The sequence below is a fragment of the Rhodococcus sp. NPDC059968 genome (assembly GCF_042738615.1).
Lineage (GTDB): Bacteria > Actinomycetota > Actinomycetes > Mycobacteriales > Mycobacteriaceae > Rhodococcus_F.
The window spans coordinates 1-26,186 of the sequence record NZ_JBHWUE010000089.1; the positions used below are offsets into that span (position 1 = coordinate 1).

A 26,186-nucleotide genomic window follows, 5' to 3' on the forward strand; every position below is an offset into this window, starting at 1 on the left:
GGTCGCGTACGACCGGCACCGGCGCTGATTCCGGTGGGAGGCTCTGGTCAGCTGGCGTAGGAGCGCAGCCGCTCGGCGCGGTCGCCCTGCCGCAGCTTGCCCATCACTTCGCGCTCGATCTGACGGACACGCTCGCGGGAGAGCCCGAAGAGCTTGCCGATCTGGTCGAGAGTGCGCGGCTGACCGTCGTCGAGACCGTAGCGCAGGCGGATGACCTGCTGCTCACGTTCGTCGAGGGTGGCCAGCACGGTGCGCACGTCGCTGTGCAAGAGACCGGCGATCACGGCGTTCTCCGCCGACGTGGCCTCGGAATCCTCGATGAAGTCGCCCAGCGGAGCTTCCTCGTCGTTGCCGACCGGCATGTCGAGGCTCACCGGGTCGCGGCTGTGGTCGAGGAGATCCGCGATCTTGTGCGCCGGGATTCCCGACTCCTCGGCCAGCTCGTCGTCGGTCGCCTCACGCCCGAGCTGCTGATGCAGCTCACGCTTGATGCGGGCCAGCTTGTTGACCTGCTCGACGAGGTGCACTGGGAGCCGGATCGTCCGGCTCTGGTCGGCCATGCCGCGGGTGATCGCCTGACGAATCCACCAGGTGGCATACGTCGAGAACTTGAACCCCTTCGCGTAGTCGAACTTCTCCATCGCGCGGATCAGGCCCAGGTTGCCCTCCTGGATGAGGTCCAGGAGGGGCATGCCGCGTCCGGTGTACCGCTTCGCGAGCGAGACGACGAGCCGCAGGTTGGCCTCGAGGAGGTGTGCGCGGGCGGACTGTCCTTCACGGACGACCGTCGCGAGGTCGCGCTTCTTGGCGGGGGAGAGTCGCTTCCCGGTCTCCAGGATGTGCGCGGCGTACAGCCCAGCCTCGATTCGCTTGGACAGTTCTACCTCGTCTGCGGCCGTCAGCAGAGCTGTGCGGCCGATTCCGTTCAGGTAGACGCGGACCAGGTCGGCAGCGGGGCTCTGGGCGTCCAGATCGGCAGCGCTGGGACGAATGCGAGTAGTGGTGCTGGGGCTTGTCATGACTTGCCTCCTCATCGGTGGTGTCTCATATGGATCAACGCACCGAAGGCCTGGGAAAGTTCCCGGCCGGTAATTTGCGAAGAGGCTGTGACCTGCGGGTTCCTCGATTCGGTCCTGAGAAGTTGCTGAGAACACGTATAAGGGGGACGGATCGGGAACCCGGCGGCTACGCGGGAAGCACGAGTCCGTGCCGGACGAGGGCGTGCACGAGCGGCACGGCCGACTGTGCGAGTTCCTCGGCGTCGACGCCGTGGGCGGCGGCGAGAAGCTCGATCAGTTCGCCCAGCACGAGGCCGTCGCCGCGCATGCCTGCGACGAGCGAGGCGACGAGATCGTCGACCTCGTGCTGCCAGGCCGGGCCGTTCCCACGGTGCAACCGGGCGACCACCTGGGTCCATCCCTCGTCGCCGGGCAGGAACACGCGCTCCAGGGCGGTGCTCTCCTCCACGCGGAAACGCGCGGCCAGCACGTCGTGGTCGCGCAGCCACGCCACCCGCTCGAAGTACGCGAGCGCCTCCGCGCCCAAGGGGTCGCTGAAGCCGTGGGTGAGATCTTCCGCCATCAGGTCGGTGGGTGCGTCGGTCCGGCGCAGGTAGACGAACCCGAAGCCGACCCCCTCGACGTTCGCGCTCGCGAGGTGATCGAGCCAGTCCTCGGCGATCGTCGCGGTGGCCGGGTCCCGGGTGTCGAGGCCGCCGTCCCGCATCCAGGTGCCGACGTACAGGGCCGGGTCGGCGACGTCCCGCTGCACCACCCACGCGTCGATCCCGTGGGCGGGAAGCCAGGAGGCGACCCGGGCGCGCCAGTCCTCGCCCTCGACGTGGATCCAGGACGCCAGCAGCGCCGCCGTGCCGCCGGGCGCGAGGTAGTCGGCCACGCGGGAGATCATCAGTTCACTTGCGCCGTCGAGGTCGAGTCCGGAGTCGCGGTAGGTGTGACCCACCCGGGCGCGGCTGACGACGAACGGCGGATTGGCCACGACCTGATCGAACGTGCGGCCCTCGACCGGCTCGAACCACGACCCGGCGAGCAGTTCCACCTCTTCCTCGTTGAGCGCCGCCGTGACGGCCGCCAGATCGACGGCCCGGACGTTCAGGTCCGTGGCCGTGACCGTGTCGGCGTAGGACGCGCCGTGCAGGGCCTGGATGCCGCAACCGGTCCCGACGTCGAGCAGCGTCCCGACCGGCGCCGTCGGGGTGGCCTGCAGCAGCGACAGCGACGCGTGCCCGACGCCGATGACGTGGTCGACGGGGGTCTCGCGGGGGCGGAGGGAGCCATCGAGGTCGGAGAACACCCAGCGGTTGCCCCCGCCGATGTCCATCGGACGGAGGTCGAGGGCTGCCCGGACGACGTCACCGTCGGATTCGAGAAGGCCGGCCGCGACGGCGTTCTCGACCGGGAGCGGGGACAGCGCCACGGCCACCTCGCCGACGGGACAGTCGTCGGTGAGAAGGAACAGGCGGATCAGGGTGCCGAGTTCGCCGCAGCCGGCGCTGGCCCGGCGCACCGGCACCGGCTCGTTGCGGCTCAACGCCGCATGTACCTCGGGGCCCAGCGCCTCGAGCAGGGTGTCCGTGTCGTACCGGTTGCGGCGGAGGGCTTCACGCAGAGAGGGGCAGATCGACAGCAGTTCGTCACGGTTCACCCGTGCATTGTTGCAGCACGCCCGACCGCGTCAGCCCTCGATCGTGTGGTGCGGCGGCGCAGGCAGGGCGGTGGACGGCGACTCGCGGTGGTCGTACCGACTGGGTTCGTCCTTGGTGCGTGGCGGCCGGTCGTTGGCGATGAGGACCGCGATCCACGGCAGCGGGATCGACACGCCGATGATCGCCATCGAGATCCACGGGTTCTCCCAGATGCCGTACGCCACCGCCGCGAAGATCAGCGCGGGGAACCGGAAGGACATGATGAGCAGGTACTTGCGGACACGGGCGCGATGTTGATCCTCGATGGATCGCGCTGCCTCGGTGATGAGAACCGGATTGCTCGGTGAGCCGGCATCGTGGGACCCACCGAACCCTGCACTTCGTGCCATGTCTCCACTGTTCCACTGTCGGGCGGCAAATGCACACAGGGGGTGGGATCGTCGGCCGGTTGCGGCATTATTGAGGGGTGAGCACTCAAACCAAGGAACGGCCCGACGTCACCACCGACGAGTCGACCGATGACGACACTCCCAAGTTCTTCCACTACGTCAAGAAGAACAAGATCGCGGAGAGTGCCGTCATGGGCACTCACGTCGTCGCGTTGTGCGGCGAAGTGTTTCCGGTGACGAAGTCCGCGAAGCCGGGATCGCCGGTCTGCCCCGACTGCAAGAAGATCTACGAAGGATTGCGCAAGGGCGACTGAGGCTTCGCCGGCGCTCGTCGCACACCCGGTGGCTCGGGAGATTCTCGTACCGGGCCGTCGGGCTCGTCGACGTTCCCGGACTCCGGCTCGGCCGCATCCGGGCGGGCACGGTCGCCGACGACCTTGATCGGACCGGTGGCGATGCGGCGTGTGAGGCTGGTCACCGGACCCGTCGACGGCGAACTCTCGGCCTGCGCGGCGATCCAATCCCGCATCTGGTCGATTCGGGTCGCACGGGCGGGCCAGAACTCCTGGACGGTGGCGTTGAACTCGGCACCGAGCACCACCGCGAAACCCAGGAAGAACGTGAACAGCAGGAACGCGATCGGCGTTGCCAGTGCCCCGTACGTGTACCCGGTTCCGGCCACCCAGGAGAGGTAGCGGCGCAGGCAGGTGCTCGCGCCGAGGAAGAAGACCCCCGCGACGAGCGCGCCGCCGAGCAACCGGTGCCAGGGCAGCGACCGGGGGAGCGCCACCTTGTACAGCGTCGTCAGGCCGACGATGAGCAGCAGTCCGACGCCGGGGTAGTAGAACGTGTCGACGATCTCCGTCCCGATCGTGCGCCACGCCTCCGGGAGCACCCTGCCGACGAGTGTCGGCCCCAGCGCGACCAGCGGCAGGGTGAACACGGCGAGGATCAGGAACATCACGTAGAGCAGCAACGCGAACACGCGCTGCCACACCGGGTGCCGCGCCTCCTGCTGCCCGTGGGCCTCGACGATCGAGTCCACGAACGTGGAAATGGCGGACGAGCCGGCCCACAGGGACAGCAGAAAGCTCAGCGACACGATCTCGGGACGACCGCGTTCGAGTACGTCGCCGACCGTCGGGCGGATGATCTGTTCGACGACGCTGTCGCTGAACACCGTCCCACTGAAGTTGATGATCTTCGACTGGATGATGTCGACGGTGTCGGGCCCGAACCATCCGCCGACGTAGCCGAGCATTCCGAGGAGCCCCAGCAGGAGAGGGGGCAGCGACAGCGTCTGCCAGAACGCCGCCGTGGCCGCCTTTCCGAAGATCGAATCATCCCAGGCCTTGCTCGCTGTGCGACCGATCACGCTCAGTGTGCGACGTAGCGGATGCCACCCGGACCGGGGTGCGTCACCGCCACTCTGCGGCGTTGTCGGGGGTGTTTCGGTCATGATGTTTCCAGCATCCCTGACGACACGCCCGGTTGCCCACCGCTGCTGTCCTCGTGTCGCGACAAATCTGTCACTATCGGAACTCGCGAATGCGGTTCGCGTCGGATCCGGGCGCTAGGCTCCTTGACGGACAGCGCCTTCGGGTCTGGACCCGGACATGTCGATCGAATACCGAGGAGTGCGAGCAAACAGTGCCATGCCAGCGGAGGGCAGCCCGTGAGTGCTGAGACAGTGGGCTCCCAGTCGGCGCCGAGAATGGAAACCGAGGCCGCGCAGATCGTGGGCACCGAGGCCTACCTCGCACAGACCGAACCGGCCAGACCCGCAGGATCACTGCGCGCCTGGCAGCGTCGTGCGCTGACGAAGTATCTGTCCACCGGACCACGGGACTTCCTCGCGGTCGCGACGCCGGGCGCCGGTAAGACCACGTTCGCGCTGCGGGTCGCGTCGGAGTTGCTGCGCGACCGCACCGTCGATCAGGTGACCGTGGTCGCGCCGACCGAGCACCTCAAGCACCAGTGGGCCGGGTCCGCCGCGCGCAACGGCATCGCGCTGGACTCGTACTTCTCGAACTCGACCGGGCAGACGTCCAGCGACTACCAGGGTGTCGTGGTGACGTACGCGCAGGTCGCCTCCCACCCGTTCAAGCACCGGGTCCGCACCGAGAGCCGGCGCACGCTGGTCATCCTCGACGAGATCCACCACGGTGGCGACGCGAAGAGCTGGGGTGACGCCATCCGGGAGGCGTTCGGTGACGCCACCCGCCGCCTCGCCCTGACCGGTACACCGTTCCGCAGCGACGACAGTGCGATCCCGTTCGTGACGTACGAACCCGACCGCGAGGGTCTGATGCGCTCGAAGGCGGATCACTCCTACGGGTACTCGGACGCCCTCGCGGACGGCGTCGTCCGGCCCGTCGTGTTCCTCGCGTACTCCGGCGAGGCGCGCTGGCGGAACAACGCGGGCGAGGAGTTCTCCGCGCGACTCGGCGAGCCGCTCAGCGCGGAACAGACGGCCCGGGCGTGGCGAACGGCCCTGGACCCGTCGGGCGACTGGATCCCCGCGGTCCTGCACGCCGCCGACACCCGGCTCGGCCAACTGCGCACGGGCGGCATGCCCGACGCCGGAGGTCTGGTGATCGCCACCGACCAGACCGTGGCCCGTGCGTACGCGCAGACGCTGAAGGCGGTCACCGGGGAAGACCCGGTCGTGGTGCTATCCGACGACCCGACGGCGTCCAAGCGGATCGGCGAGTTCGGGGCGAGCACCCAGAAGTGGATGGTCGCCGTCCGCATGGTGTCGGAAGGCGTCGACGTTCCCCGTCTGGCAGTCGGTGTGTACGCCACCAGTGCGTCCACCCCGCTCTATTTCGCGCAGGCGATCGGGCGTTTCGTGCGGTCCCGCCGCAAGGGTGAGACCGCGAGCGTGTTCCTCCCGTCGGTTCCGGTGCTGCTCGACCTGGCCAGCCAGCTCGAGGCGCAGCGCGACCACGTGCTCGGCAAGCCGCATCGGGAGAAGGACGGCTTCGACGACGACCTCCTCGCCGACGCGAACAAGCAGAAGGACGAGCTCGGCGAGGAGGAGAAGGCGTTCACTTCGCTCGGCGCGGATGCCGAGCTCGATCAGGTGATCTACGACGGTTCGTCCTTCGGGACGGCCACGTTCTCTGGCTCCGACGAGGAGGCCGACTACCTGGGTCTGCCCGGACTGCTCGACGCCGATCAGATGCGCGCGCTGCTGCGTCAGCGTCAGTCGGAACAGCTGGACAAACAGGAGCCTGCGCCCGCGCCCGTGCACACACCCGTACCCCAGGTCGCGGACCGGGTGGCCGCCGCCGGACAGCTCGCGCAGCTGCGCCGGGAACTGAACAGTCTCGTCGCGATGCACCATCACAGGACGGGCAAGCCCCACGGCACCATCCACGGCGAACTGCGTCGTGTCTGCGGGGGACCGCCCACGGCGATCGCCACCGTCGAGCAGCTCACCGAGCGGATCTCCACCCTGCGACAGTGGTGATCGGCGTCACCTGGTGACTCGAACAGAAGAGACCGGCGAGTGCAGTGCACTCGCCGGTCTCTTTGCTGAAGAGGTGAGCCTGGGACGGGTCACCCGGGCTGACGTATCAGATTGCAGCTTCGGCTTCGGACACGATCGTGGCGTTCATCTCGCGAAGGCGGTCTGCGTGCTCGTTGGCGTGGTGACCGCAGAAGAGCAACTCTCCTCCGGTCGGAAGAACCGCGCGAACGCGGGCTCCCGCACCGCACCGGTCGCACCGGTCGGCTGCGGTCAACGGGGGGCTGGTCAGTGTTCCGGGCATGACTCCTCCGTACTGGCTTCGACTGAATGCCGAGTGCCTGGGGCCTTGGTCCGCCGCGTCGGGGGTGGCGCGGTGGATCTACTCTGTCAGACGTTTGGGGTTTACGCGTTGTTCCCGACGGCGTTTCTCAGTGTTGCATCACACACGAAACACGCCGGAAACGCGCAGTCAGGGGCGTGACGAGCGCCGATGTGAACAGACCGCGCGGTCCGAGTTCGCTGACAGCTGATTCGTTTTCGGGCGTGACGTTAGTCTCGCTGTGTGAAATCCGAAGACCAGTTGGTCCACATGTGCAGCCGCGAGGAATGGCGCACCGCGGAACGCGAAGGCAGCCGAGTACCCGCCACGTTCGCGGCGGACGGTTTCGTGCACCTCTCGACGCCCGCCCAGGTGCATCTGCCCGCCAATAGGTTGTTCGCCGGGCGTACGGACCTCGTCCTGCTGAAGCTCGACCCCGCCGCGCTCGGTGCGCCGGTGAAGTGGGAGCCGGGCGTGCCGGCCGATCCCGAGTCGATGCTGTTCCCACACCTGTACGGGCCGCTGCCCGTCACGGCGGTCACCGCGGTCGAGGAGTACCGCCCCGACGCCGACGGAACGTTCCCGGCCCGGCGCTGACGCGAGCCTTCCGCGGTTGGTCACACCGATCGGACTACCGTGGAGGCATGAACGTTGAAGTGACGCCACTACCGGGTATCGGGGTGCGTAAGGACTTCGAACTCGCCGCCGGTCGCCGCATCGGTGTCATCACCCACCGTGACGGTCGCACCGATCTGATCGTCTCGAAGGCCGACGATCCCGATGCGTGTGCTGCGTCCGTGCCGCTCACCACGGAGGAGGCGGCAGTCCTCAGCAATCTGCTGGGGGCACCGCAACTGGTGGCGCAGCTGGAGGAGGAACACCGGGACCTGCCCGGAATCCGCACCAAGCAGCTGTACATCAAGGAGGACTCCCGGTTCGACGGCCGGCCGCTCGGCGACACGGCGATGCGCACGCGCACCGGGGTCTCGATCGTCGCGGTCATGCGGGCCGGTCAGGTGTACCCGTCACCGAAGCCCGACTTCCTGCTCACCTCGGGCGACCTCCTGGTCGCCGTCGGAACCACAGACGGACTGGACGCGTCAGCCAAGCTCCTGGCCAACGGCTGACCGTCCCGTGAACACCACCACGCTCGCGCTCATCGAACTGGGCGCGGTGTTCTTCGCGCTCGGATTGCTGGGCCGTCTGGCAGCTCAGTTCGGCATGTCGCCGATCCCGTTCTATCTCCTCGGCGGACTCTGCTTCGGCAGCGGCGGATTCGTCAACCTCGGCGACATCAGCGAGTTCAGCCACTTGGCAAGCGAGATCGGGGTGGTCCTCCTCCTGCTTCTGCTGGGGCTGGAGTACACCGCGTCGGAACTCGTCACCGGGCTGCGACGGTCGTGGATGGCCGGTGTCGTGGACGCCGTCCTCAACGCGGCGCCCGGGGCGGTCGTGGCGCTGATGCTGGGGTGGGGGACCACCGGCGCGGTCGTGATGGCCGGCGTCACCTACATCTCGTCGTCGGGCATCATCGCGAAGGTGCTGAGCGACCTGGGTCGGCTCGGTAACCGCGAAACGCCGGTCGTGCTCTCGATCCTGGTGTTCGAGGACCTCGCGATGGCCGTGTACCTGCCGATTCTGACGGCCCTGCTCGCCGGCGTCAGTTTCGCCGGCGGACTCGAGGCGGTGGGCATCTCCCTCGTCGTGATCTCGGTCGTCCTCGTGATCGCACTGCGGTACGGCCGCTACGTGTCCGCCCTGCTGGACAGCCCGGACAGCGAGACCCTGCTCCTGAAGCTGCTCGGTGCCGCGCTCCTCGTGGCGGGGATCAGCTCGGCGATGCAGGTCTCGGCCGCCGTCGGGGCGTTCCTCCTGGGGATCGCGATCTCCGGTACGACCGCCCACAATGCGAGCCGCGTCCTCGAACCGCTCCGCGATCTGTTCGCCGCGATGTTCTTCGTGGTGTTCGGGCTCAACACCGATCCCCGGGCGATTCCGCCGGTCCTCGGCTGGGCCGTCCTCCTCGCGGTCGTCACCGCGCTGACGAAGATGGTCACCGGTGCGTGGGCAGCGAAACAACAGGGCGTTGCGCGTCTGGGCCGGGCCCGGGCCGGGGTCGCGTTGATCGCGCGCGGCGAGTTCTCGATCGTCATCGCCGGCCTGGCGTTGTCGGCCGGAGCCGTGGAGAGCGAACTGGTGGCACTCGCCACCGCGTACGTCCTCCTGATGGCCGTCATCGGTCCGGTGGCGGCACGGGTGGTCGAACCGGTGGCAGGCGCCTGGATCCGGGTTCGCACCAGCGCGTAGCGCGCCACAGACGACAATGCCCCCGGACTCGCTCGGAGTCCGGGGGCATCGTCGTGTGTTCGTCAGTCCAGGTAGTCGCGCAGCACCTGGGACCGGGACGGGTGGCGCAGCTTCGACATGGTCTTGGACTCGATCTGACGGATGCGCTCACGCGTGACTCCGTAGACCTGTCCGATCTCGTCGAGGGTGCGGGGCTGTCCGTCGGTCAGGCCGAAGCGCAGGCGCACGACGCCCGCTTCACGTTCGGAGAGCGTCTCGAGCACCGACTGCAGCTGATCCTGCAGCAGGGTGAACGACACGGCGTCGACGGCTACGACGGCCTCGGAGTCCTCGATGAAGTCGCCGAGCTGGCTGTCGCCCTCGTCGCCGATCGTCTGGTCGAGCGAGATGGGCTCACGAGCGTACTGCTGGATCTCCAGCACCTTCTCGGGCGTGATGTCCATTTCCTTGGCGAGCTCTTCGGGAGTGGGCTCACGGCCCAAATCCTGCAAGAGTTCGCGCTGGATGCGGCCGAGCTTGTTGATGACCTCCACCATGTGCACCGGGATGCGGATGGTGCGGGCCTGGTCGGCCATCGCGCGGGTGATGGCCTGACGGATCCACCACGTGGCGTAGGTCGAGAACTTGTAGCCCTTGGTGTAGTCGAACTTCTCGACGGCACGGATGAGGCCCAGGTTGCCTTCCTGGATGAGGTCGAGGAACGCCATGCCTCGGCCGGTGTAGCGCTTGGCCAGCGACACGACGAGGCGGAGGTTCGCCTCGAGGAGGTGGTTCTTGGCGCGGTTTCCGTCGCGGCAGATCCAGCTCATGTCCCGGCGCTGGGCGGCGGGGAGCTTCTCGCCGGAATCGGACAGTTCCTGCATGATCTGGGTCGCGTAGAGCCCGGCCTCGATCCGCTTGGCGAGCTCGACCTCCTCTTCGGCGTTGAGGAGGGCGACCTTGCCGATCTGCTTGAGGTAGGCGCGGACCGAGTCGGCGGACGCGGTCAGTTCGGCGTCCTTGCGGGCCTGGCGGAGCGCTTCGGACTCCTCCTCGTCCCACACGAAGTCGCCGGAGGCCTTGTCCTTGTCGGACGGCTCCTCGGTCTCCTCGTCTTCGCCGACTGCGACGACCTCGACGACATCGGTCTCGGCCTCGGCGAGGTCGCCCTCGGTGATGTCGATGTCCTCCATGTCGGCGGAGTCTTCGTCGAGGTCCTCGCCGTCCGCACCCTTACCGGCCGTGGCCTTCTTGCCGCCCGCCTTCTTGGCTGCCGCCTTCTTGGCGGGAGCCTTCTTCGCTGCTGCCTTCTTGGCGGGAGCCTTCTTGGCCGCCGGCTTCTTCGCGGGAGCTTCCTCGGCTGCCGGAGCAGTGCCGGTGGCTGCCGCTCCGACTGGTGCTTCCGGTCCTGACTCCGAAGTCGAATCAGCAGTCTGACGTGTATCGGTGGCTGCCACGTACGCCCTTTCGTGACGGTGTCGTGCGGCGTCACGCCAGAGTGGTCATCCGGCGGAGAGGTCTACTGGTTTCGCCGGCGCGCAGCCGGGCTCTTCCATTGTAACGACCCATCCGAATTAGTTACGGGGCGATGCCCGTTTCCACTGCGAGCGCAGCACCGACGATGCCCGCCGTATTCAGCAGCGCAGCAGGTACGACGGGTGTCCTGTTGGTCAGATGCGGGATCCACTTCTCGTTCTTCCGGCTGATTCCGCCACCGGCGATGAACAGATCCGGCCACAGGAGGTTCTCGAACCGGGTGAGGACACGGCTCACCTCGCCGGCCCATTCCTTGTACGACAGATCCTTCTTCTCCTTGACCGAGGACGCCGCCCGGTGCTCGGCTTCCTTGCCGTCCACCTCCATGTGCCCGAACTCGGTATTGGGGAGCAGGACGCCGTCGTGGAGGATCGCCGAGCCGATGCCGGTGCCGAAGGTGAGGAGGATGACGACCCCCTTCGCGTCCTTGCCCGCGCCGAGCGCGTCCTCCGCGATCCCGGCCGCATCCGCGTCGTTGAGGACGGTGACGAGCCGGCCGCCGAGTGCGTCGGCGAACAGCGCGCGGGCGTCCGTCCCGATCCACTTCTTGTCGATGTTGGCGGCGGATCGCGCCACGCCGCCGGTGACGACGCTCGGCAGGGTGATACCGACCGGTCCGTCCCATTCTGCCTGGCGGATGATCTCGGCGACGGTCTCCGCGACCGCCTCCGGAGTGGACGGCTGGGGGGTGAGGAGCTTGATGCGGTCCCCGACGAGCTGGCCCGTCTCGAGATCCACGACGCCACCCTTGACGCCACTGCCTCCGACGTCGACACCGAACCCCGTTTTGGTCATGGCGTGTGCTCCTTCGTGTCGACGACGACGTGTTCTCCGGCGCTCTTCTGCTGCCCGTCACACTAGTGTGTCGACGCGCGTTCGGTGGGCGATGGCACCAGCCGCGCGAAACGTCAGCGGTGGTGTGAGGCAGCGAAAGTGTGTTCCGATGGGTGGGTGCATGCACCCCAGAGTTCAGAGTCCGCGCCAGGCCACGTCGGCACCGATCCCACGCGACTGCTCGAGGTCGCCGTGGCGGTGGCCGAGGAAGCGGCTGCCCACGTCCGGGCGCGACGGCCCGAGGTCTTCGGAATCGTCGGGAAGCGAGCGGGATCCGGCGATTCCGTCGCGTCGAAAAGCACTCCGACCGACCCGGTCACGGTGGTCGACACTGAGAGCGAGCAGGTCATCCGCGACCGTCTCGCACAGCTTCGTCCCGACGACGCGATCCTCGGCGAAGAAGGTGGGGGAGAGGAGGATTCCGTCGCCGAGGTGCGGTGGATCGTGGATCCGATCGACGGCACCGTGAACTTTCTGTACGGCGTCCCCGCGTACGCAGTCTCCGTGGCCGCCCAGATCGACGGGGTGTCCGTCGCCGGGGCCGTGGTCGACGTGGCGGCCCGATCGACCTACGCGGCGGCGCGTGGCGGCGGGGCAACCCTCACCGACGCGGACGGGCGGGTCAGCGACCTCCGGTGCAACCCGGTCACCGACGTGTCGATGGCGTTGCTCGCCACCGGTTTCGGGTACGGCGCGGCGCGGCGCAAGGCGCAGGGCGCCCTCATCGCGGACATCCTGCCGAGGGTGCGGGACATCCGCCGGATCGGCTCGGCGGCCCTCGATCTGTGCATGGTCGCGGCCGGCCGTGTCGACGCTCATTTCGAACACGGGCTGAGCCCGTGGGACTGGGCCGCGGGGTCGCTGATCGCCACTGAGGCGGGGGCCCGCGTGCGAATCCCCTCGCCGCAGACGTCGAGTGCGGACGGCGACGTGGTGGTGGCCGCGGCCCCCGGCATCGCCGACGCGCTGGACGCGCTGTTCGCCGAGATCGGGGTGGACGCCCCGATCCCGGAAGGGTGACCGCCGGTCAACAGCGGGCGGTGCGCGCCGCCTTCAGGAGGTCGATGTCGAGGGGCGCGGGCTGGGTTCCGGGCGGCGGATCCTTCAGGGACCGCAGCACCTCTTCGGCGTCGGTGTTCGGCGAGATCTTGCGGAAGTAGGTGCCGAGGGCGAGGTCGACCGTGTCGTCGGTGCGGGCGTCCTGAATGAGTTCGGTGCACGGGGCCACCAGCCAGAGCGCGCTCGCGGCGGCGGCGCCGTTGGGACCGAACCGCAGCTGCCCCTGGCACTGCATGTTCTGGTCGACGTAGATCGGGTCGTTGCCCGCCTGGACGTCGGGTGCGCTCGCGAACCCGTAGTCGCTGAGCTGGGCGGCGACCTGCGCCGCCTGGCCGTGCTCGCCGTTGGCATTGAACACGCGCACCTTCGTGGCGGACAGCGCGGCAGGCTCCACGTCCCGGAGGGTCGAACCGTCGACTTTCTCGCCCAGCGCCTGCTGCGGTGGGGCCGCGGGGTCGACGGGCTGCGCGGCTGGCTGCGGAGGGTTGCAGTCGACGGTGGTGGCGAGGTCCTCGTCGTCGCCGAGGACGCCGATCCACACGACGGCGCCGAGCAGGGCGAGGATCGCGAACACCACGAGGATCGGCATCGCCCGCCGCCGCCGGAACGGACGACCCTTGTCGTCGAGCGGGCTGCCTTCGGTGATCAGTGAAACCACAGTGTGCCTCGACCTCTCCTACGAACTGCGCTTCGTACGTTGCATCCGTACAGCGCACCGATACAGGGCCCGGCCACACGTCGTGGCGCAGGTTCGGGACCTACCTTAGATCCCTGGCACGTCATAACCCCGAACCCGTCCCCGTAGTGGAATGTCACAGCTTGCTGTGGTGTTGGTGACGATTAGCAGACAATTTGCGCGATCGGTCGATTCGGTTACGACTTTTGTACTTCCTTCGGCTACTGTCTGGCGGCCCCAGTCGTTCAAAGCGTGCAGAACGAGGGTCGGCAGAAGATGACAAAAGAGGCGTAGATCATGTTTCCGGGGCCTGGTTCCGGGCACGAACACATCCGCTGCAGCGTTGTGCAGCCGCAGGGTGTGATCTGCGCCGAGGCGGTTTTCGTGTGGACGGTCGACCAACAATCGGTTCGACGTACCGCACGGGCCGGGATACACCGAAGAGGATGAGGGGAAGGCGACATGGCAACTGACTACGACGCACCGCGGCGAACAGAGTCCGATGAGGTTTCGGAGGATTCGCTGGAGGAACTGAAGGCGCGACGCAACGAGGCTCAGTCGGCTGTTGTCGACGTGGACGAGTCCGACACCGCGGAGTCGTTCGAACTGCCCGGCGCGGATCTGTCCGGTGAAGAGCTCTCGGTGCGAGTCGTGCCGAAGCAGGCCGACGAGTTCACGTGTTCGAGCTGTTTCCTGGTGCACCACCGCAGCCGGCTCGCCAGCGACGCGGGCGGAGTGCTGGTGTGCAGGGACTGCGCGGCCTGAGCGGCGGCGAATACGAGAGGCGGACGGTGGAGACCCACCGTCCGATCAGTCTCCGTCCGCCTGCGGGCGGGCACGGTCGATGGCGGCCAGCAACTCGGCCGGCCGTCGTGTGCTGATCAACCAGTAGGGGGTCGGGTCCTCGGGGTCGTCGAGCACGATCAGTGCCATCGGCTTGACCCACACCCGGTGTTGCACGAAGGCGGCGGGGTCGAGCTGGCGACCGAGAGCCGCACTCTTCGCCGAACCGGGAACCTCGGCGACCCTTGCGATGACATCCAGCGGCAGATGCGCCTGTCCGACCCGCAGATGGACTCCGTTCGGTTCCTCGACGACCTCGACGCGGAGACGGCTGAGCCAGACGAGTCCCCACACGGGCAGGGGCAGCAGGAGAACGTACGGCAGCCACGCGCGCAGTCCCGGCGCACCCATGTGTACCTCCGCGGCGAGCAGACCGGCGACGAACAAGCCCACTGCCCACCACCAGACGGGCACCCACAGGCGCTCGGAGTACAGCACGGGCGAGGTGTTATCGGTGGGCGCGACTTCGGGCCGGGACGTTTGTGACACCCGACCAGGATAGTCGGTGTCTGAGAGTAGGCTCGGTGCACGTGAGCGACCTATCTCCCGGCCTTTCTCCCGCCGCGACCCCCGCCCTTCCGCCCGTCGCCCTCCAGCGGCTGGACCCCGACATTCCGGTACCGCAGCGTGCGCACGACGGCGACGCCGGTGTCGACCTGTGCAGCACCATCGACGTGACCATCGAGCCGGGGCGCCGTGTCCTCGTCGGAACCGGCATCGCGATCGCGCTGCCCCTGGGCACGGTCGGGCTGATCCACCCCCGATCCGGGCTGGCCGCAAAATCGGGTCTGTCGGTGGTCAACACCCCCGGCACCATCGATGCCGGGTACCGCGGCGAGATCAAGGTGTGCCTGATCAATCACGACCTCGAGACCCCGATCGAGATCCGCCGGGGCGACCGGATCGCCCAACTGCTCGTGCAGCGTGTCGAACTGGTGTCGTTCGTCGAGGTCCCGTCGCTCGACGGCACCACCCGCGGCAGTGACGGACACGGGTCGAGCGGAGGCCACGCGAGCCTCGTCGGCAATGCCAGTGAAGGAGCCTGATCATGTTCGGACGTCGTAAGAAGAAGGAAGCCGAGGACGACCGGCCCGGTTTCTTCGAGGACGCCGAGGCCGGCGAAGCCGACGCGGACTACGAGGACGACTACGACGCCGTGACCGAGGTGGACGGCGGTCCGTACGACGCCGACGACCTCGAGTCGGGCGCCGACCTCACCGTCGGTGAGGTGGGGACCCGCCTCGACCTCGGTTCGGTCCTCGTCCCGATGCCGCAGGGCGCCCAGTTGCAGGTCGAGATGGCGCCCGACGGTTCGCCGCAGGCCGTGCATCTCGTCACCCAGCACGGGCGCATCACCGTGGCGGCGTATGCCGCCCCGAAGTCTCCGGGCCAGTGGCGGGAAGTCGCGGGCGACCTCGCCGAATCGCTGCGCAACGACAACGCGACGGTGAGCGTCGAGAGCGGACCGTGGGGACGCGAGGTCTTCGCCGTCACCCCGAACGCCGACCTGCGCTTCATCGGCGTCGACGGCTACCGGTGGATGGTGCGCTGCGTGGTCGCGGGACCGGGCGGTGGCAACACGGCCGACTCGGAGCTCGTCGCGACGGCAAGGGCGATCCTGCGCGACACCGTCGTGAAGCGGGGAAACGAGCCGAACCCGGTGCGGACCCCGCTGCCGGTTGTCCTGCCCGAGGCCCTCGCCCAGCAGCTGGCCGCCGCTCACCAGCAGCAGTTGGCGGAGCAGGAGGGTGCCGTTCCGCAGCAGCCCGCTCCGCAGCAACCGGCTCCGGCGGGCCCGCAGGGCGAGCAGCAGGCGCCCCCCGCGGAGGCCCCGGCGCAGCCGCAGCAGCGTCGCGGCGAATCGGGTTCGGCGATGCAGCAACTCGGTCGCTGATCCCGGTCCCGGAGATTGGACGCTCAGGTCGTGTGCAGGACCGAGTCGAGCGCATCGAGGGTGGCGTAGCCGAGAATTGCCGGGTCGGCGCCGATCTCGTCCAGCGACACCGTGACGAGGCCCGCGTGCGGAAGTCGTGCGCACCACGTGCGGGCGACCTCGAGGGGATGCACGGCGTCGTCGGTGGCGGCGGCGATCCCCACCGGCACCGTGATGCGCTCGAGGTCGCCCACACCGGGGGCGTGGTACTCGGACGCTTCGTCCAGTGCGGCGGGAAGGTGCGGCCACTGCGATCGCCACGATTTCGCCAGTTCCCGGCCCAGCCAGGGCGGGCTGGAGGCGATCATCTCGGCGGTGACCTGTTCGAGGCCGTCCGCCCGCAGCCGGGCCGCGGTGAACCGGGCGCTGGCGGCGGCGGGAGCGTCCGTGGCGGTCCCGGTCCACGCGGGCAGTGCCGCGAGGACCCCGGCGACGTGATCCGGGTGTGATCCTGCCCACTGCAGCGCTACGGCGGCCCCGATGGAGACCCCTCCGACGAGGATGCGGCCGTGCTGCGCGGCCGCGGCGTCGAGCGCGTCGACGTAGCTTCCGACGACTCGCCGGGGATCGGGTTCGACTGCGGCCGTGCGCACTCCACGGCAGGTCAGGGGCTCGGTGAAGGCGCGGGCCACGAAGTCCGCGTCGGATCCCGTACCGGGGAGCACAACGGCCACGGACGGCCGATCATCAGAGGGCATGTGATGATCCTGCCCGGTCCTTCACAGCGCTCTTCCGCTGGTGTGGTTGCCGGGAACCAATGGGTCTACAGTGGCGAATACACAGCCCTACGAGCGGCGCGAAGATCTCGCGTCGCACATGCTCCAGGAGCGCGCAATGGCACCCGCCACGGCAGGATATTTTCGTCGGCTGACTCGCAGGCTCACCGAGGACCTCGAGCAGCTGGACGCCGAGGAAATGGCTGAGACGTCTCAGGCGTCCGGCGCACAACGTGCCTGCGACTGCAGCCGCGGCGAAGAGGTCACCATGCTGGGACGGCTCCGCAGTGTCGAAGCCTGTCCGAAGTCCGGGAACGCCAGCATCGAAGCCGAATTCTTCGACGGCACGGAACAGATCAAGTTGGTGTGGATCGGCCGGCGGAGGATTCCGGGCATCGAACCGGGGAAGACCCTGCTGGTTCGTGGACGTGTCGGCGAACGCGACGGCCAGAAGGTGATCTTCAACCCGTATTACGAGCTGCGCGGCGAATCCTAGGGTCCGTCTCGTGTGGCACTCTCGTTGAGTGACCGAAACGAAGCAGCAATCCATACTCGAACAGCTCGGTGGGCTCAGCGGGCTGATCTATTCGACCCTGCCCATCCTGGTCTTCGTTCCGGTCAACGGTGTGTGGGGCCTGGGTCCGGCGATCTGGGCGGCCCTCGGTGTCGCCGTCGCCATTCTCGTCTGGCGCCTCGTCCGCCACAGCCCCATCCAGCCCGCGGTGTCCGGGTTCGTCGGCGTCGGCATCTCCGCGTTCATCGCCTACCGCACGGGCGATGCCAAGGGATACTTCCTGTTCGGGATCTACACGAGCCTCGCGTATGGGGCGGTGTTCCTGATCTCGATTCTCGTGCGCTGGCCGCTCGTCGGCCTGATCTGGGGATTCCTCAACGGCCACGGCAACCTCTGGCGGCGCCATCGCGGCGCGGTACGTGCCTACGACGTGGCCACCGCCGCTTGGGCGCTGGTGTTCGCGGCGCGGTACCTCGTGCAGTCGCAACTCTACGATTCCGACCAGACCGGTTGGCTCGCGTTCGCGCGCATCGCGATGGGCTGGCCGTTGGCGGGATTGGCTCTGCTGGTGACGATCTGGGCTGTGCGCCGGGCCGATCGGATCGTCGAACCGGGACCCTCGGACGACGCCGGCGAACCGACGGACGACACGGAAGCGGGCGGCCCCCGCGACGAGCCCGGCCGCACCTGAGCACGGCCCCTCGCCGGGGACCGTCGGGAGCTGACCGGTTGTGGCGGAGACGAAGCCGCCGAACCGATCAGGCCACGAGGTCCTGGTACTCGGGATGCTTCGACACGAATTTCACGACGTACGGGCACACCGGGCGCACCCGCAGTCCACGGCGGCGGAGATCGTCCAGAGCCGCACTCACGAGCGTCCGGGCGAGTCCGAGTCCCTCGTACTGCGGATAGACCTCGGTGTGAACGAAAACGCGTACGTCCCCGTCGACTTCGTACTGCTCGATTCCCGCGAGTTCACCGTCGGCGTGGATCTCGTACCGGCTCTGCTGCGGGCTGTCGGTGACGACGGTGCTCTCGGGTGTTGCGGTGGTACTCAACGGTTCCTCCGGGTATCGATCGGTCCCTGCCGGGTCAGGAGAGCCCGACGGCCGCTCGCAGATCGTCCTCGACGTCCACGGACGCGACGAACAGCAGTTCGTCGCCGCCCTCGAGCGGATCGTCCTGCTGCGGCACGATGACTCGTCCGCCGCGGAGGATGGTGACCAGTGCGGCATCGCGGGGCAAGTGCAGCTTGCGGACGGGTTTCCCGGCGAGCGGGGTGTTGTCGGGCAGCGTGATCTCGACGAGGTTGGCCTGCCCCTGGCGCAGTGTCATCAGCCGCACGAGATCGCCGACCGACACCGCCTCCTCCACCAGCGAGGCGAGCATCCGGGGGGTGGAGACGGCGACGTCGACTCCCCAGGACTCGTCGAACAACCACTCGTTGCGGGGATCGTTGACGCGGGCCACCACACGGCTGACCCCGAACTCGGTCTTCGCGAGGAGGCTGAGGACCAGGTTGGCCTTGTCGTCACCGGTGGCCGCGATCACCACCTCGTAGGTTTCGAGGGACGCCGCTTCGAGGCTGCTCAGCTCGCACGCGTCGGCGTGGACCCACGTCGCCTCGGGCACCGACTCCTGCTCGATGTGCTCGAGCTTGCGTTCGATCAGCATGACGTCGTGTTCGCTGCGGACCAGTTCGCGCGCGATCGAGCGTCCGACTGCGCCGGCTCCTGCGATTGCGACTCTCATCGATTGCTTCCGTTCGGGTGGTCGATCGTGAACATTCTCACTGCCGTCTCAGTTCTCCGAAGGCGGGGGATTGCCTGCAAGCGCGACGGCCTCGGCCACCGTTCCCGACACGGCCGCGATGTACACCTGGTCGTCGGCCTGGAAGACGGTCTTGCGGTCGGGAAGGACGCCGGTGCCGAAGCGGATGATGAACGCGACACGCGAATTCGTGGCGGCCTCGAGTTCGGCGACCGGCCTTCCGATCCAATCCTCGTGCAGGGACAACTCGGTGACCGCGACGGTTCCGGACGGATCGCGCCACTTGGCGGTCTGGCTGTCGCGGGTGAGGGTGTGCAGGAAGCGGTCCGTCGACCACGGGACGGTCGCGACGGTGGGGATCCCGAGCCGCTCGTACACGGCGGCACGCTTGGCGTCGTAGATCCGGGCGACGACGCGTTCCACGCCGAACGTCTCCCGGGCCACGCGCGCCGAAATGATGTTGGAGTTGTCTCCGGACGACACCGCGGCGAATGCCTCTGCGCGCTCGATACCGGACTTGACCAGCACGTCGCGGTCGAATCCCATCCCGACGACGGTGTGCCCGGGGAAGTCGGGTTCGAGACGTAGGAATGCGGCAGGGTCGCGATCGATGACCGCGACCTCGTGGCCGATCCGGGTCAGCGAGCCAGCGAGGGATGAGCCGACCCGGCCGCATCCCATGATGACCACATACACCTTGTACTCCGTTCATGGGCTCTGGCGTCACGTCTCGAGTACGTGCGTACCGAATCGAACCGTACAGTGCCCAGGCAGAAGAGCAACCGAGACAGAGATCGCAATCCGGACACATTGGTGGGTGAGGGTCCAGGTTTTCTGCGGACGGCTTACGCTTTGGCAGTGTCAAAGCTCTCGACCGCCACAAAGCGGCTACTGCTAGGCAGACCCTTCCGGAGCGACAAGCTCGGGCACACGCTGCTTCCCAAGAGGATCGCCCTCCCGGTCTTCGCCTCCGATGCGATGTCGTCGGTGGCGTATGCCCCCGAAGAAATCTTCCTCGTGCTGTCGGTGGCGGGCATCTCCGCCTACGCCTACACCCCCTGGATCGGGCTCGCCGTCGCCGCGGTGATGGCGGTGGTGGTCGCCAGCTACCGGCAGAACGTGCACGCCTACCCGTCGGGCGGCGGCGACTACGAGGTCGCGACCGTCAATCTCGGACCCACCGCGGGTCTGACCGTGGGCAGCGCCCTGCTGGTGGACTACGTCCTCACGGTCGCGGTCTCCATCTCGTCGGCCGCGTCCAACATCGGTTCGGCGGTGCCGTTCGTGGCCCAGCACAAGGTGCTGTTCGCGGTCGCGGCCATCGTGCTGCTGACCGCCATCAACTTGCGTGGCATCCGTGAATCCGGTGCCGCCTTCGCGATCCCGACGTACGCGTTCATCGCCGGCATGGCCCTCATGCTGCTGTGGGGGTTCTTCCAGATCTTCGTGCTGGGCGACGACCTGCGCGCCGAATCGTCCGGATTCGAACTCGAAGCCGAGGACTCCCACCTGTACGGGATCGCGTTCGCGTTCCTGGTCGCGCGGGCCTTCTCCTCCGGCTGTGCGGCACTGACCGGTGTCGAGGCGATCAGTAATGGTGTCCCCGCGTTCCAGAAGCCCAAGTCCCGCAACGCGGCCACCACGCTGCTGCTGCTGGGATCGATTGCCATCGTGCTGCTGATGGGCATCATCATCCTGGCCCAGAAGATCGGGATCGTGTACGCGCACAGCCCGGCCGAGCAGCTGATCGGCGCCCCCACCGGGTATCACCAGAAGACTCTGATCGCGCAGATCGCGGAGACGGTGTTCGGCGGTTTCCCCATCGGCTTCTATTTCATCGCCATCGTGACCGCCCTGATCCTCGTGCTCGCCGCCAACACGGCCTTCAACGGATTCCCCGTGCTCGGCTCGATCCTCGCGCAGGACCGCTACCTGCCCCGTCAGCTGCACACCCGCGGCGACCGCCTGGCGTTCAGCAACGGCATCCTGTTCCTGTCCGGGGCCGCGATCGCGTTCGTCGTCCTGTTCGGCGCCGAGGTGACCAAGCTGATCCAGCTGTACATCGTCGGGGTGTTCGTCTCGTTCGTGTTGAGCCAGACGGGCATGATCCGGCACTGGACCCGGCACTTGAAGACCGAGAACGACCCGGCTCAGCGCCGGCGGATGCACCGCTCCCGGGTGATCAACTCCATCGGCCTCGCCATGACCGGCGCCGTCCTCATCATCGTGCTCATCACGAAGTTCGCGGCAGGCGCCTGGATCGCGATCGTGGCCATGGTCGCCATCTTCGTGGTGATGAAGATGATCCGGAAGCACTACGACAGCGTCGCCCGGGAGCTCGAGGAACAGGAATGGGACGGGGTGCTGCCCAGCCGGACTCACTCCATCGTCCTCGTCTCCAAGCTGCACATGCCGACGATGCGCGCGCTCGCCTACGCCCGGGCCACACGGCCGGACACCCTCGAGGCCATCACGGTCAATGTCGACGAACCCGACACCCGGGCACTCGTGCGCCGGTGGGAGAAGAGTGACATCGCGGTGCCGCTCAAGGTGATCGAGTCGCCGTACCGCGAGATCACCAAACCCGTGCTCGACTACGTGCGCCGCGTCCGGAAAGACTCGCCGCGGGACGTCGTCACCGTGTTCATCCCCGAGTACGTGGTGGGTCACTGGTGGGAGCAGATCCTGCACAACCAGAGTGCGCTGCGGCTCAAGAGCCGCCTGCTGTTCCAGCCGGGTGTGATGGTCACCAGCGTTCCGTGGCAACTGAACTCGTCCGAGAAGGCGAAGGCACTGAACATCGAATACACGGCCGGGGCCTCCCGCCGCGGCTACGAACCCGACGACAAGTGACGGGCGAGAAGCGTTGAGTGAGAACTGGTCGGACCGCCGCCTCGAACTGCGGCTTGGCAATCCCGGGCACGGCGGTTTCGTCGTCGCCCGGCACGAGGGCCGCGTGGTCTTCGTCCGGCACGGACTGCCCGGCGAGCGGGTGATCGCCCTCGTCACCGAGGACCGCGGCGGGTCCTACTGCCGGGCCGACGCGATCGAGATCCTCGACGCGTCCCCGGAGCGGGTCAGCCCGGTGTGCCCGGTGTCGGGTCCGGGCGGCGCGGGGTGTTGCGACTTCTCGCACGCGAGCCTGCACGTGCAGCGGGACATGAAGGCGCAGGTCGTGTCCGAGCAGTTGGCCAGGCTCGCGCGATTGCAGCGGGACGTGGACGTCGAGGAACTGCCAGGCACCGGAGACGGCACCGGCTGGCGCACGCGGGTGCGGCTCGCCGTCGACCCGGACGGCCGCCCCGGCTATCACCGGCACCGCAGTTCCGGGATCGTCACGGACCTCGCGTGCCCGCAGATCGACTCGGCCGCCTACGACGGTGTGAGCGAACACGATTGGAAGCCAGGCAGCGAGGTGCAGATCGTTCTCGACAGTGCGGGGGAGCGGCACGTGGTCGAGATCGCGCCGCCGAAGGTGTCGCGGACCGGCCGTACGAGTCCCGGGCGCCGCGGTGCCATGGCACGCCGCGCCGCAAGCGGTGCGCCGCGCGCCGAGCGGGTGGTCGTCGGATCGGGTCGCCCGGTGGAGCGGGTGCGCGACCGGGAATGGGCACTGGCCGCCACCGGGTTCTGGCAGGCGCATCGCGGGGCCGCGGAAACGTATTCGGCCGTGGTCTCCGAATGGGCCGGGATGTCCGCGGGCGAGACCGCATGGGACCTGTACGGGGGAGTGGGTGTGTTCGCCGCCGCCCTCGCCGGCGGTGCCGGGGCGTCCGGGCACGTGGATTCCGTCGAGTCCTCGCGCCAGGCCGTCTCGGACGGGAAGGCCGCGCTCTCCGACCTCCCGCAGGTGCGCTTCCACACCGACCGGGTCGAGCGCGCGATCTCCGGACTCGCCTCCCCGCCACGGGTCGTGGTGCTCGATCCGCCGCGTGCGGGTGCGGGGCGTGACGTGATCGAGGCGGTCGCCGCCGCGGGCGCCGAACGGGTCGTGCACGTGGGGTGCGACCCGGCGTCGTTCGCCCGCGACATCGGTCTGTACCTCGCGCAGGGATATCATGTCGACGAGCTGCGCGCGTTCGATGCATTCCCTCTCACCCATCACGTGGAGTGCATCGCGTTGCTGACGCGCTGACACCAGGCGCATTGTTGTTTACCGAACGCAACAAAACGTATAGTCGGCCCGCAAGTAGTGGGTGTGTGGGACGGGGACTGGATGTCGGTACAGGCAGATACTGCGCAAGCGCTCGTCGATGCGGTGTTCGCACTCGGGCGATCGCTGCGGGCGGTCGTCTCGGCGAGTGGCGAGACCCCGATCCCGCCCGCGTTGACGAGCGTGCTCTTCGTGCTCGCCGCGCGGGGGGAGTGCCGCCAGAACGAACTGGCCACCGACCTGTGCGTGAGTCAGTCGTCGTTGAGTAGACAGATCTCCGAACTGGTCGACGCGGGATACGTATCGCGCGCCGCCGACCCCCACGACAAGCGTGCCTCCCGCATTCGGGTGTCGCCGAACGGGATGGACATTCTGCGCGAGACGACCGAGCGCCGGGCCGAACGGCTGCGCGGCATGCTCGAAGGCTGGTCCCAGGAACAGGCACTGGCGGCGGTGACGTCGCTGACTCAGCTCAACGACACGTTCGCCGCGTCGGTCCAGCAGCGGGGCCCCCGGGTCTAGACGAGACGCCACCGCACCCGGACGTCGACCCGCGTCGGCTTCTCGCCGCGTTCGACGGCGATCGGGGAGTCGGCCGCCGCGAGCGCCTTCGCAACCGGCCGCGGGGACACGTCACCGATGTCGACTTCCGAGATGTCGAGGACCTCGCCCAGCGCCCGACGCGACAGCGAGGCGTACTGCTCCGCCTTGGCAACAGCATCGGCCCAGGCCCGGTCCCGGGCGGTCGCCGTCAGCGCGGCAGGATCGGAGAAGTCGAATTCGAGTCCGCCGAGACGGATGTCGTCGCCACCCGCGCCGACGCAGGCGGCCACCACCTGCGCCGGCGACGATGCGGACGCCCCCGCCTCGCGGACGGTGATCTGTAGCGTCGTCGCGGCGGTGTAGCCGGTGACCTCGCTGCCCCGGCCCTCGGTCCAGGTGGACTCGGAGTGCACGGAGAGCCCGGTGGTCGCGAGGTCGGGCCCCGAGACCCCGTGCCCGCGCAGGGTGTCCGTGACGGCCGTGGTGGACCGGGCGACGGCCTCGAACGCATCGGCCACTGCGGGGCGCGTCGCGGTCACGGTGACGGTGGCGCGGACGAGATCCGGAACCGCCGACACGATTCCGGATCCCCGTACCGTCACCGATCTCTCGGCGTCATCGGTCGTCGCCACCGTCACGACTTACGGTTGTACAGGCGCATCGTCAGCGGTCCGAAGATCACCACGAAGCCGGCGCACCATCCGAACACGACGGCGAGATCCGCGATCTCCACCGTCCCGGCCATGAGCCCGCGGATGGATGTCACCAGCTTGCTGATCGGGTTGACGCCGACGAACGCCTGCAGCCAGCCCGGCATGGTCGCGGGGTCGACGAAGATGTTGCTGGCGAAGGTCAGCGGGAACAGGATGAACATCGACACGCCCATGACCGCCTGCTCGGTGCGCATGAGCATCGCGAACATCGTCCAGATCCAGGACAGGCTGAACGAGAACAGCAGCAGCAGGCCGATCGACGCCACCACACCGACGAGACCGCCGTCCGGGCGGAACCCCAGGACGAGCCCCAGGATCAGGACGATGATCGAGGCGATCGTGTAGCGGACGACGTCACCGAGCAGCGCGCCCACGAGTGGGGAGGGACGCCAGATCGGGAGCGACCGGAACCGGTCGAACACACCCTTCTCGATGTCCTTGTTGAGCGTCAGGCCGGTGTACATGGTGATCATGACGACCGTCTGCACGAGGATGCCCGGCAGCAGGAACTGGACGTAGGCGCTGGTCGAACCGGCCAGCGCGCCCCCGAAGAGGTACGTGAACATCAACGTGAACATGATCGGGAACATCGTCACGTCGAACAGTTGCTCGGGGACGTGCTTGATCTTGAGCAGAGCCCGCCAGCCGAACGAGAGGGAGGTGGACCATGCAGTGGGTCGCGCGGGCCTCGGGCCGGGCATCTTCAGGACGTCGGCGACAGCGCTGGCGGTGTCGGCGGTCCGGTCGGTGGTCGAAGTCATGACGCATGCTCCTCGGTGGGTCGGCCGGTGAGGGTGAGGAAGACTTCGTCGAGGCTCGGCTGCCCCAATGCGAATGTGCTGACGCCGATTCCGGCGTCGTCGAGTGCGGGCAGAGCCCGCGAGACCCGGGCCGGGTCGTCGATTCGCGCGGTGAGGGCGGCCGGATCGGCTTCTTCGATGATCGGCACGTCGAGCACGTCCCGCAGCAGCGCCGCCGCTGCGGGACGGGTGGCGATGTCGGTGACCCGCACGTGCAGGGCACCCGATCCGACGGAAGCCTTCAGTTCGCCGGTGGTGCCCTCGGCGATCACCTTGCCGTGGTCGATGACGGCCACCCGGTCGGCGAGTTGGTCGGCCTCGTCGAGGTACTGCGTGGTCAGCAGCACCGTCGTGCCGCCGGCGACCAGTGCGCGGACGATCTCCCACACCTGATTGCGGCTGCGCGGGTCGAGACCGGTGGTGGGCTCGTCGAGGAAGATCATCTCCGGAGTGACGATGATGCTGGCCGCGATGTCGAGCCTCCGGCGCATACCGCCGGAGTAGTTCTTCACCTGCCGGTTGCCCGCTTCGTCGAGCCCGAAGGCGGACAGCAACTGTTCGGACCGGGTGCGGGCCGCCGCGCGGGAGTACCCGTACAGTCGGCCGAGCAGCAGCAGATTCTCGCTGCCCGTCAGATCCTCGTCGAGCGAGGCGAACTGTCCGGTGAGGGAGACTTTGCTGCGCACGGCGTCCGGTTCGCTCGCGACGTCGTGCCCCAGCACGGTGGCCGTTCCACCGTCGAGGGGCAGCAGCGTGGCCAGCATCCGGATCGCGGTGGTCTTGCCCGCGCCGTTCGGTCCGAGGACGCCGTACACGCCCCCGAGGGGGACCGCCAGATCCAGGCCGTCGACCGCGTGGGTGGATCCGAAGGTCTTGACGAGTCCCGTCGTCTCGATGGCCAGCTTTGTCGCTGTGAGCATTGCACCCTGCTTTCGATTCGCGCGTCGTCGATTCCGAGCCCC

30 protein-coding genes are annotated in these 26,186 nt (G+C 68.1%); 14 read left to right on the top strand and 16 right to left on the bottom strand.

Going from position 1 to position 26,186, the window contains the following annotated elements; translation table 11 throughout:
• Window positions 1–47: 47 nt before the first annotated feature.
• From ACFWAY_RS41795 to ACFWAY_RS41805, 3 genes are all read right to left on the bottom strand, one after another.
• Window positions 48–1,019, bottom strand: a complete 972-nt coding sequence (locus tag ACFWAY_RS41795; RefSeq protein ID WP_005240812.1) for a sigma-70 family RNA polymerase sigma factor — start codon at window positions 1,017–1,019, stop codon at window positions 48–50.
• Between the two features lie 166 nt (window positions 1,020–1,185).
• Entirely contained in the window at window positions 1,186–2,664 is a 1,479-nt protein-coding gene (locus ACFWAY_RS41800) for a methyltransferase (RefSeq protein WP_378514652.1), read from the bottom strand.
• 30 nt (window positions 2,665–2,694) lie between these two features.
• Window positions 2,695–3,054: a DUF3099 domain-containing protein gene (locus tag ACFWAY_RS41805; RefSeq protein ID WP_005261100.1), complete on the bottom strand. Its 360-nt coding sequence runs from the start codon at window positions 3,052–3,054 to the stop codon at window positions 2,695–2,697.
• Between the two features lie 77 nt (window positions 3,055–3,131).
• Here ACFWAY_RS41805 and ACFWAY_RS41810 point away from each other — a divergent pair, with 77 nt between their 5' ends.
• On the top strand, window positions 3,132–3,368 hold the full coding sequence (locus ACFWAY_RS41810; RefSeq protein WP_005240826.1) for a DUF3039 domain-containing protein: 237 nt from the start codon (window positions 3,132–3,134) through the stop codon (window positions 3,366–3,368).
• On the opposite strand, the gene ACFWAY_RS41815 is transcribed toward ACFWAY_RS41810, so the two are convergent.
• Complete coding sequence (locus tag ACFWAY_RS41815) at window positions 3,341–4,513, bottom strand: YihY/virulence factor BrkB family protein (RefSeq protein ID WP_378455170.1); 1,173 nt, start codon at window positions 4,511–4,513, stop codon at window positions 3,341–3,343. The two genes, ACFWAY_RS41810 and ACFWAY_RS41815, sit on opposite strands and share 28 nt — an antisense overlap.
• Window positions 4,514–4,768: 255 nt before the next feature.
• Between ACFWAY_RS41815 and ACFWAY_RS41820 the strand changes: the two genes are divergently transcribed.
• Window positions 4,769–6,529 carry a DEAD/DEAH box helicase gene (locus ACFWAY_RS41820; protein WP_378514664.1) on the top strand — a complete coding sequence of 587 codons (1,761 nt, stop codon included), beginning with the start codon at window positions 4,769–4,771 and terminating at the stop codon, window positions 6,527–6,529.
• A 106-nt stretch (window positions 6,530–6,635) separates the two neighbouring features.
• Here the strand turns inward: ACFWAY_RS41820 and ACFWAY_RS41825 are convergent, their stop codons facing one another.
• Window positions 6,636–6,830 carry a hypothetical protein gene (locus ACFWAY_RS41825; RefSeq protein WP_005240831.1) on the bottom strand — a complete coding sequence of 65 codons (195 nt, stop codon included), beginning with the start codon at window positions 6,828–6,830 and terminating at the stop codon, window positions 6,636–6,638.
• A 261-nt stretch (window positions 6,831–7,091) separates the two neighbouring features.
• Here ACFWAY_RS41825 and ACFWAY_RS41830 point away from each other — a divergent pair, with 261 nt between their 5' ends.
• The 3 genes from ACFWAY_RS41830 to ACFWAY_RS41840 are packed head-to-tail and all read left to right on the top strand — an operon-like array spanning window position 7,092 to window position 9,155.
• On the top strand, window positions 7,092–7,445 hold the full coding sequence (locus tag ACFWAY_RS41830) for a DUF952 domain-containing protein (RefSeq protein ID WP_378514653.1): 354 nt from the start codon (window positions 7,092–7,094) through the stop codon (window positions 7,443–7,445).
• A 47-nt stretch (window positions 7,446–7,492) separates the two neighbouring features.
• Window positions 7,493–7,975 (top strand): cation:proton antiporter regulatory subunit, encoded by a 483-nt coding sequence (locus ACFWAY_RS41835; protein ID WP_005240833.1) that lies wholly within the window; start codon window positions 7,493–7,495, stop codon window positions 7,973–7,975.
• Window positions 7,976–7,982: 7 nt separating this feature from the next.
• Complete coding sequence (locus tag ACFWAY_RS41840; RefSeq protein ID WP_378455168.1) at window positions 7,983–9,155, top strand: cation:proton antiporter; 1,173 nt, start codon at window positions 7,983–7,985, stop codon at window positions 9,153–9,155.
• A gap of 62 nt (window positions 9,156–9,217) precedes the next feature.
• Here ACFWAY_RS41840 and ACFWAY_RS41845 read toward each other — a convergent pair whose 3' ends face one another.
• A complete protein-coding gene (locus ACFWAY_RS41845) occupies window positions 9,218–10,591 on the bottom strand; it encodes an RNA polymerase sigma factor (protein ID WP_378455167.1) in 1,374 nt (457 codons plus the stop codon).
• 121 nt (window positions 10,592–10,712) lie between these two features.
• Window positions 10,713–11,465, bottom strand: a complete 753-nt coding sequence (gene ppgK / locus ACFWAY_RS41850; protein ID WP_378455166.1) for a polyphosphate--glucose phosphotransferase — start codon at window positions 11,463–11,465, stop codon at window positions 10,713–10,715.
• A gap of 156 nt (window positions 11,466–11,621) precedes the next feature.
• Between ppgK and ACFWAY_RS41855 the strand changes: the two genes are divergently transcribed.
• A complete protein-coding gene (locus ACFWAY_RS41855) occupies window positions 11,622–12,524 on the top strand; it encodes an inositol monophosphatase family protein (RefSeq protein ID WP_378455165.1) in 903 nt (300 codons plus the stop codon).
• A 7-nt stretch (window positions 12,525–12,531) separates the two neighbouring features.
• Here ACFWAY_RS41855 and cei read toward each other — a convergent pair whose 3' ends face one another.
• Window positions 12,532–13,221, bottom strand: a complete 690-nt coding sequence (cei, locus tag ACFWAY_RS41860; protein WP_378455164.1) for an envelope integrity protein Cei — start codon at window positions 13,219–13,221, stop codon at window positions 12,532–12,534.
• 480 nt (window positions 13,222–13,701) lie between these two features.
• Between cei and ACFWAY_RS41865 the strand changes: the two genes are divergently transcribed.
• A complete protein-coding gene (locus ACFWAY_RS41865) occupies window positions 13,702–14,004 on the top strand; it encodes a DUF4193 domain-containing protein (protein WP_005240850.1) in 303 nt (100 codons plus the stop codon).
• A 45-nt stretch (window positions 14,005–14,049) separates the two neighbouring features.
• Here ACFWAY_RS41865 and ACFWAY_RS41870 read toward each other — a convergent pair whose 3' ends face one another.
• Window positions 14,050–14,520 (bottom strand): DUF3093 domain-containing protein, encoded by a 471-nt coding sequence (locus ACFWAY_RS41870; protein ID WP_378455187.1) that lies wholly within the window; start codon window positions 14,518–14,520, stop codon window positions 14,050–14,052.
• An 86-nt stretch (window positions 14,521–14,606) separates the two neighbouring features.
• Here ACFWAY_RS41870 and dut point away from each other — a divergent pair, with 86 nt between their 5' ends.
• Both dut and ACFWAY_RS41880 read left to right on the top strand, forming a co-directional pair.
• A complete protein-coding gene (dut, locus tag ACFWAY_RS41875; protein ID WP_025432405.1) occupies window positions 14,607–15,128 on the top strand; it encodes a dUTP diphosphatase in 522 nt (173 codons plus the stop codon).
• A 2-nt stretch (window positions 15,129–15,130) separates the two neighbouring features.
• Window positions 15,131–15,976, top strand: coding sequence for a DUF3710 domain-containing protein (locus tag ACFWAY_RS41880; RefSeq protein ID WP_378514654.1), 846 nt, complete (start codon window positions 15,131–15,133; stop codon window positions 15,974–15,976).
• Window positions 15,977–15,999: 23 nt separating this feature from the next.
• Here ACFWAY_RS41880 and ACFWAY_RS41885 read toward each other — a convergent pair whose 3' ends face one another.
• A complete protein-coding gene (locus ACFWAY_RS41885; RefSeq protein WP_378455162.1) occupies window positions 16,000–16,713 on the bottom strand; it encodes an alpha/beta fold hydrolase in 714 nt (237 codons plus the stop codon).
• Window positions 16,714–16,849: 136 nt separating this feature from the next.
• Here ACFWAY_RS41885 and ACFWAY_RS41890 point away from each other — a divergent pair, with 136 nt between their 5' ends.
• Window positions 16,850–17,227: an OB-fold nucleic acid binding domain-containing protein gene (locus tag ACFWAY_RS41890; RefSeq protein WP_005240856.1), complete on the top strand. Its 378-nt coding sequence runs from the start codon at window positions 16,850–16,852 to the stop codon at window positions 17,225–17,227.
• A 28-nt stretch (window positions 17,228–17,255) separates the two neighbouring features.
• Window positions 17,256–17,936 carry a DUF3159 domain-containing protein gene (locus ACFWAY_RS41895; protein WP_378514655.1) on the top strand — a complete coding sequence of 227 codons (681 nt, stop codon included), beginning with the start codon at window positions 17,256–17,258 and terminating at the stop codon, window positions 17,934–17,936.
• A 67-nt stretch (window positions 17,937–18,003) separates the two neighbouring features.
• On the opposite strand, the gene ACFWAY_RS41900 is transcribed toward ACFWAY_RS41895, so the two are convergent.
• The 3 genes from ACFWAY_RS41900 to ACFWAY_RS41910 are packed head-to-tail and all read right to left on the bottom strand — an operon-like array spanning window position 18,004 to window position 19,711.
• Window positions 18,004–18,303, bottom strand: coding sequence for a GNAT family N-acetyltransferase (locus ACFWAY_RS41900; protein WP_378455160.1), 300 nt, complete (start codon window positions 18,301–18,303; stop codon window positions 18,004–18,006).
• Window positions 18,304–18,337: 34 nt separating this feature from the next.
• Entirely contained in the window at window positions 18,338–18,997 is a 660-nt protein-coding gene (locus ACFWAY_RS41905; RefSeq protein WP_378455159.1) for a potassium channel family protein, read from the bottom strand.
• A 48-nt stretch (window positions 18,998–19,045) separates the two neighbouring features.
• Window positions 19,046–19,711: a potassium channel family protein gene (locus ACFWAY_RS41910; RefSeq protein ID WP_378455158.1), complete on the bottom strand. Its 666-nt coding sequence runs from the start codon at window positions 19,709–19,711 to the stop codon at window positions 19,046–19,048.
• A 162-nt stretch (window positions 19,712–19,873) separates the two neighbouring features.
• On the opposite strand from ACFWAY_RS41910, the gene ACFWAY_RS41915 reads away from it, so the two are divergent.
• The 3 genes from ACFWAY_RS41915 to ACFWAY_RS41925 all read left to right on the top strand — a co-directional run bounded on the left by ACFWAY_RS41915 (window position 19,874) and on the right by ACFWAY_RS41925 (window position 23,690).
• Entirely contained in the window at window positions 19,874–21,868 is a 1,995-nt protein-coding gene (locus ACFWAY_RS41915) for an APC family permease (RefSeq protein WP_378455157.1), read from the top strand.
• Window positions 21,869–21,881: 13 nt separating this feature from the next.
• On the top strand, window positions 21,882–23,150 hold the full coding sequence (locus ACFWAY_RS41920; protein WP_378514656.1) for a class I SAM-dependent RNA methyltransferase: 1,269 nt from the start codon (window positions 21,882–21,884) through the stop codon (window positions 23,148–23,150).
• Window positions 23,151–23,231: 81 nt separating this feature from the next.
• The gene (locus ACFWAY_RS41925) at window positions 23,232–23,690 is read left to right on the top strand and encodes a MarR family winged helix-turn-helix transcriptional regulator (protein ID WP_378455155.1); all 459 of its coding nucleotides are present in this window, start codon (window positions 23,232–23,234) and stop codon (window positions 23,688–23,690) included.
• On the opposite strand, the gene ACFWAY_RS41930 is transcribed toward ACFWAY_RS41925, so the two are convergent.
• From ACFWAY_RS41930 to ACFWAY_RS41940, 3 genes are read right to left on the bottom strand one after another with little or no spacing between them, the layout of a single operon-like run.
• Complete coding sequence (locus tag ACFWAY_RS41930; protein ID WP_378455154.1) at window positions 23,687–24,349, bottom strand: SIMPL domain-containing protein; 663 nt, start codon at window positions 24,347–24,349, stop codon at window positions 23,687–23,689. The two genes, ACFWAY_RS41925 and ACFWAY_RS41930, sit on opposite strands and share 4 nt — an antisense overlap.
• Window positions 24,346–25,185, bottom strand: a complete 840-nt coding sequence (locus tag ACFWAY_RS41935) for an ABC transporter permease (protein ID WP_378455153.1) — start codon at window positions 25,183–25,185, stop codon at window positions 24,346–24,348. Before ACFWAY_RS41935 ends, ACFWAY_RS41930 begins: the two co-directional genes overlap by 4 nt.
• The gene (locus ACFWAY_RS41940; protein WP_378455152.1) at window positions 25,182–26,144 is read right to left on the bottom strand and encodes an ATP-binding cassette domain-containing protein; all 963 of its coding nucleotides are present in this window, start codon (window positions 26,142–26,144) and stop codon (window positions 25,182–25,184) included. Before ACFWAY_RS41940 ends, ACFWAY_RS41935 begins: the two co-directional genes overlap by 4 nt.
• Window positions 26,145–26,186 lie beyond the last annotated feature (42 nt).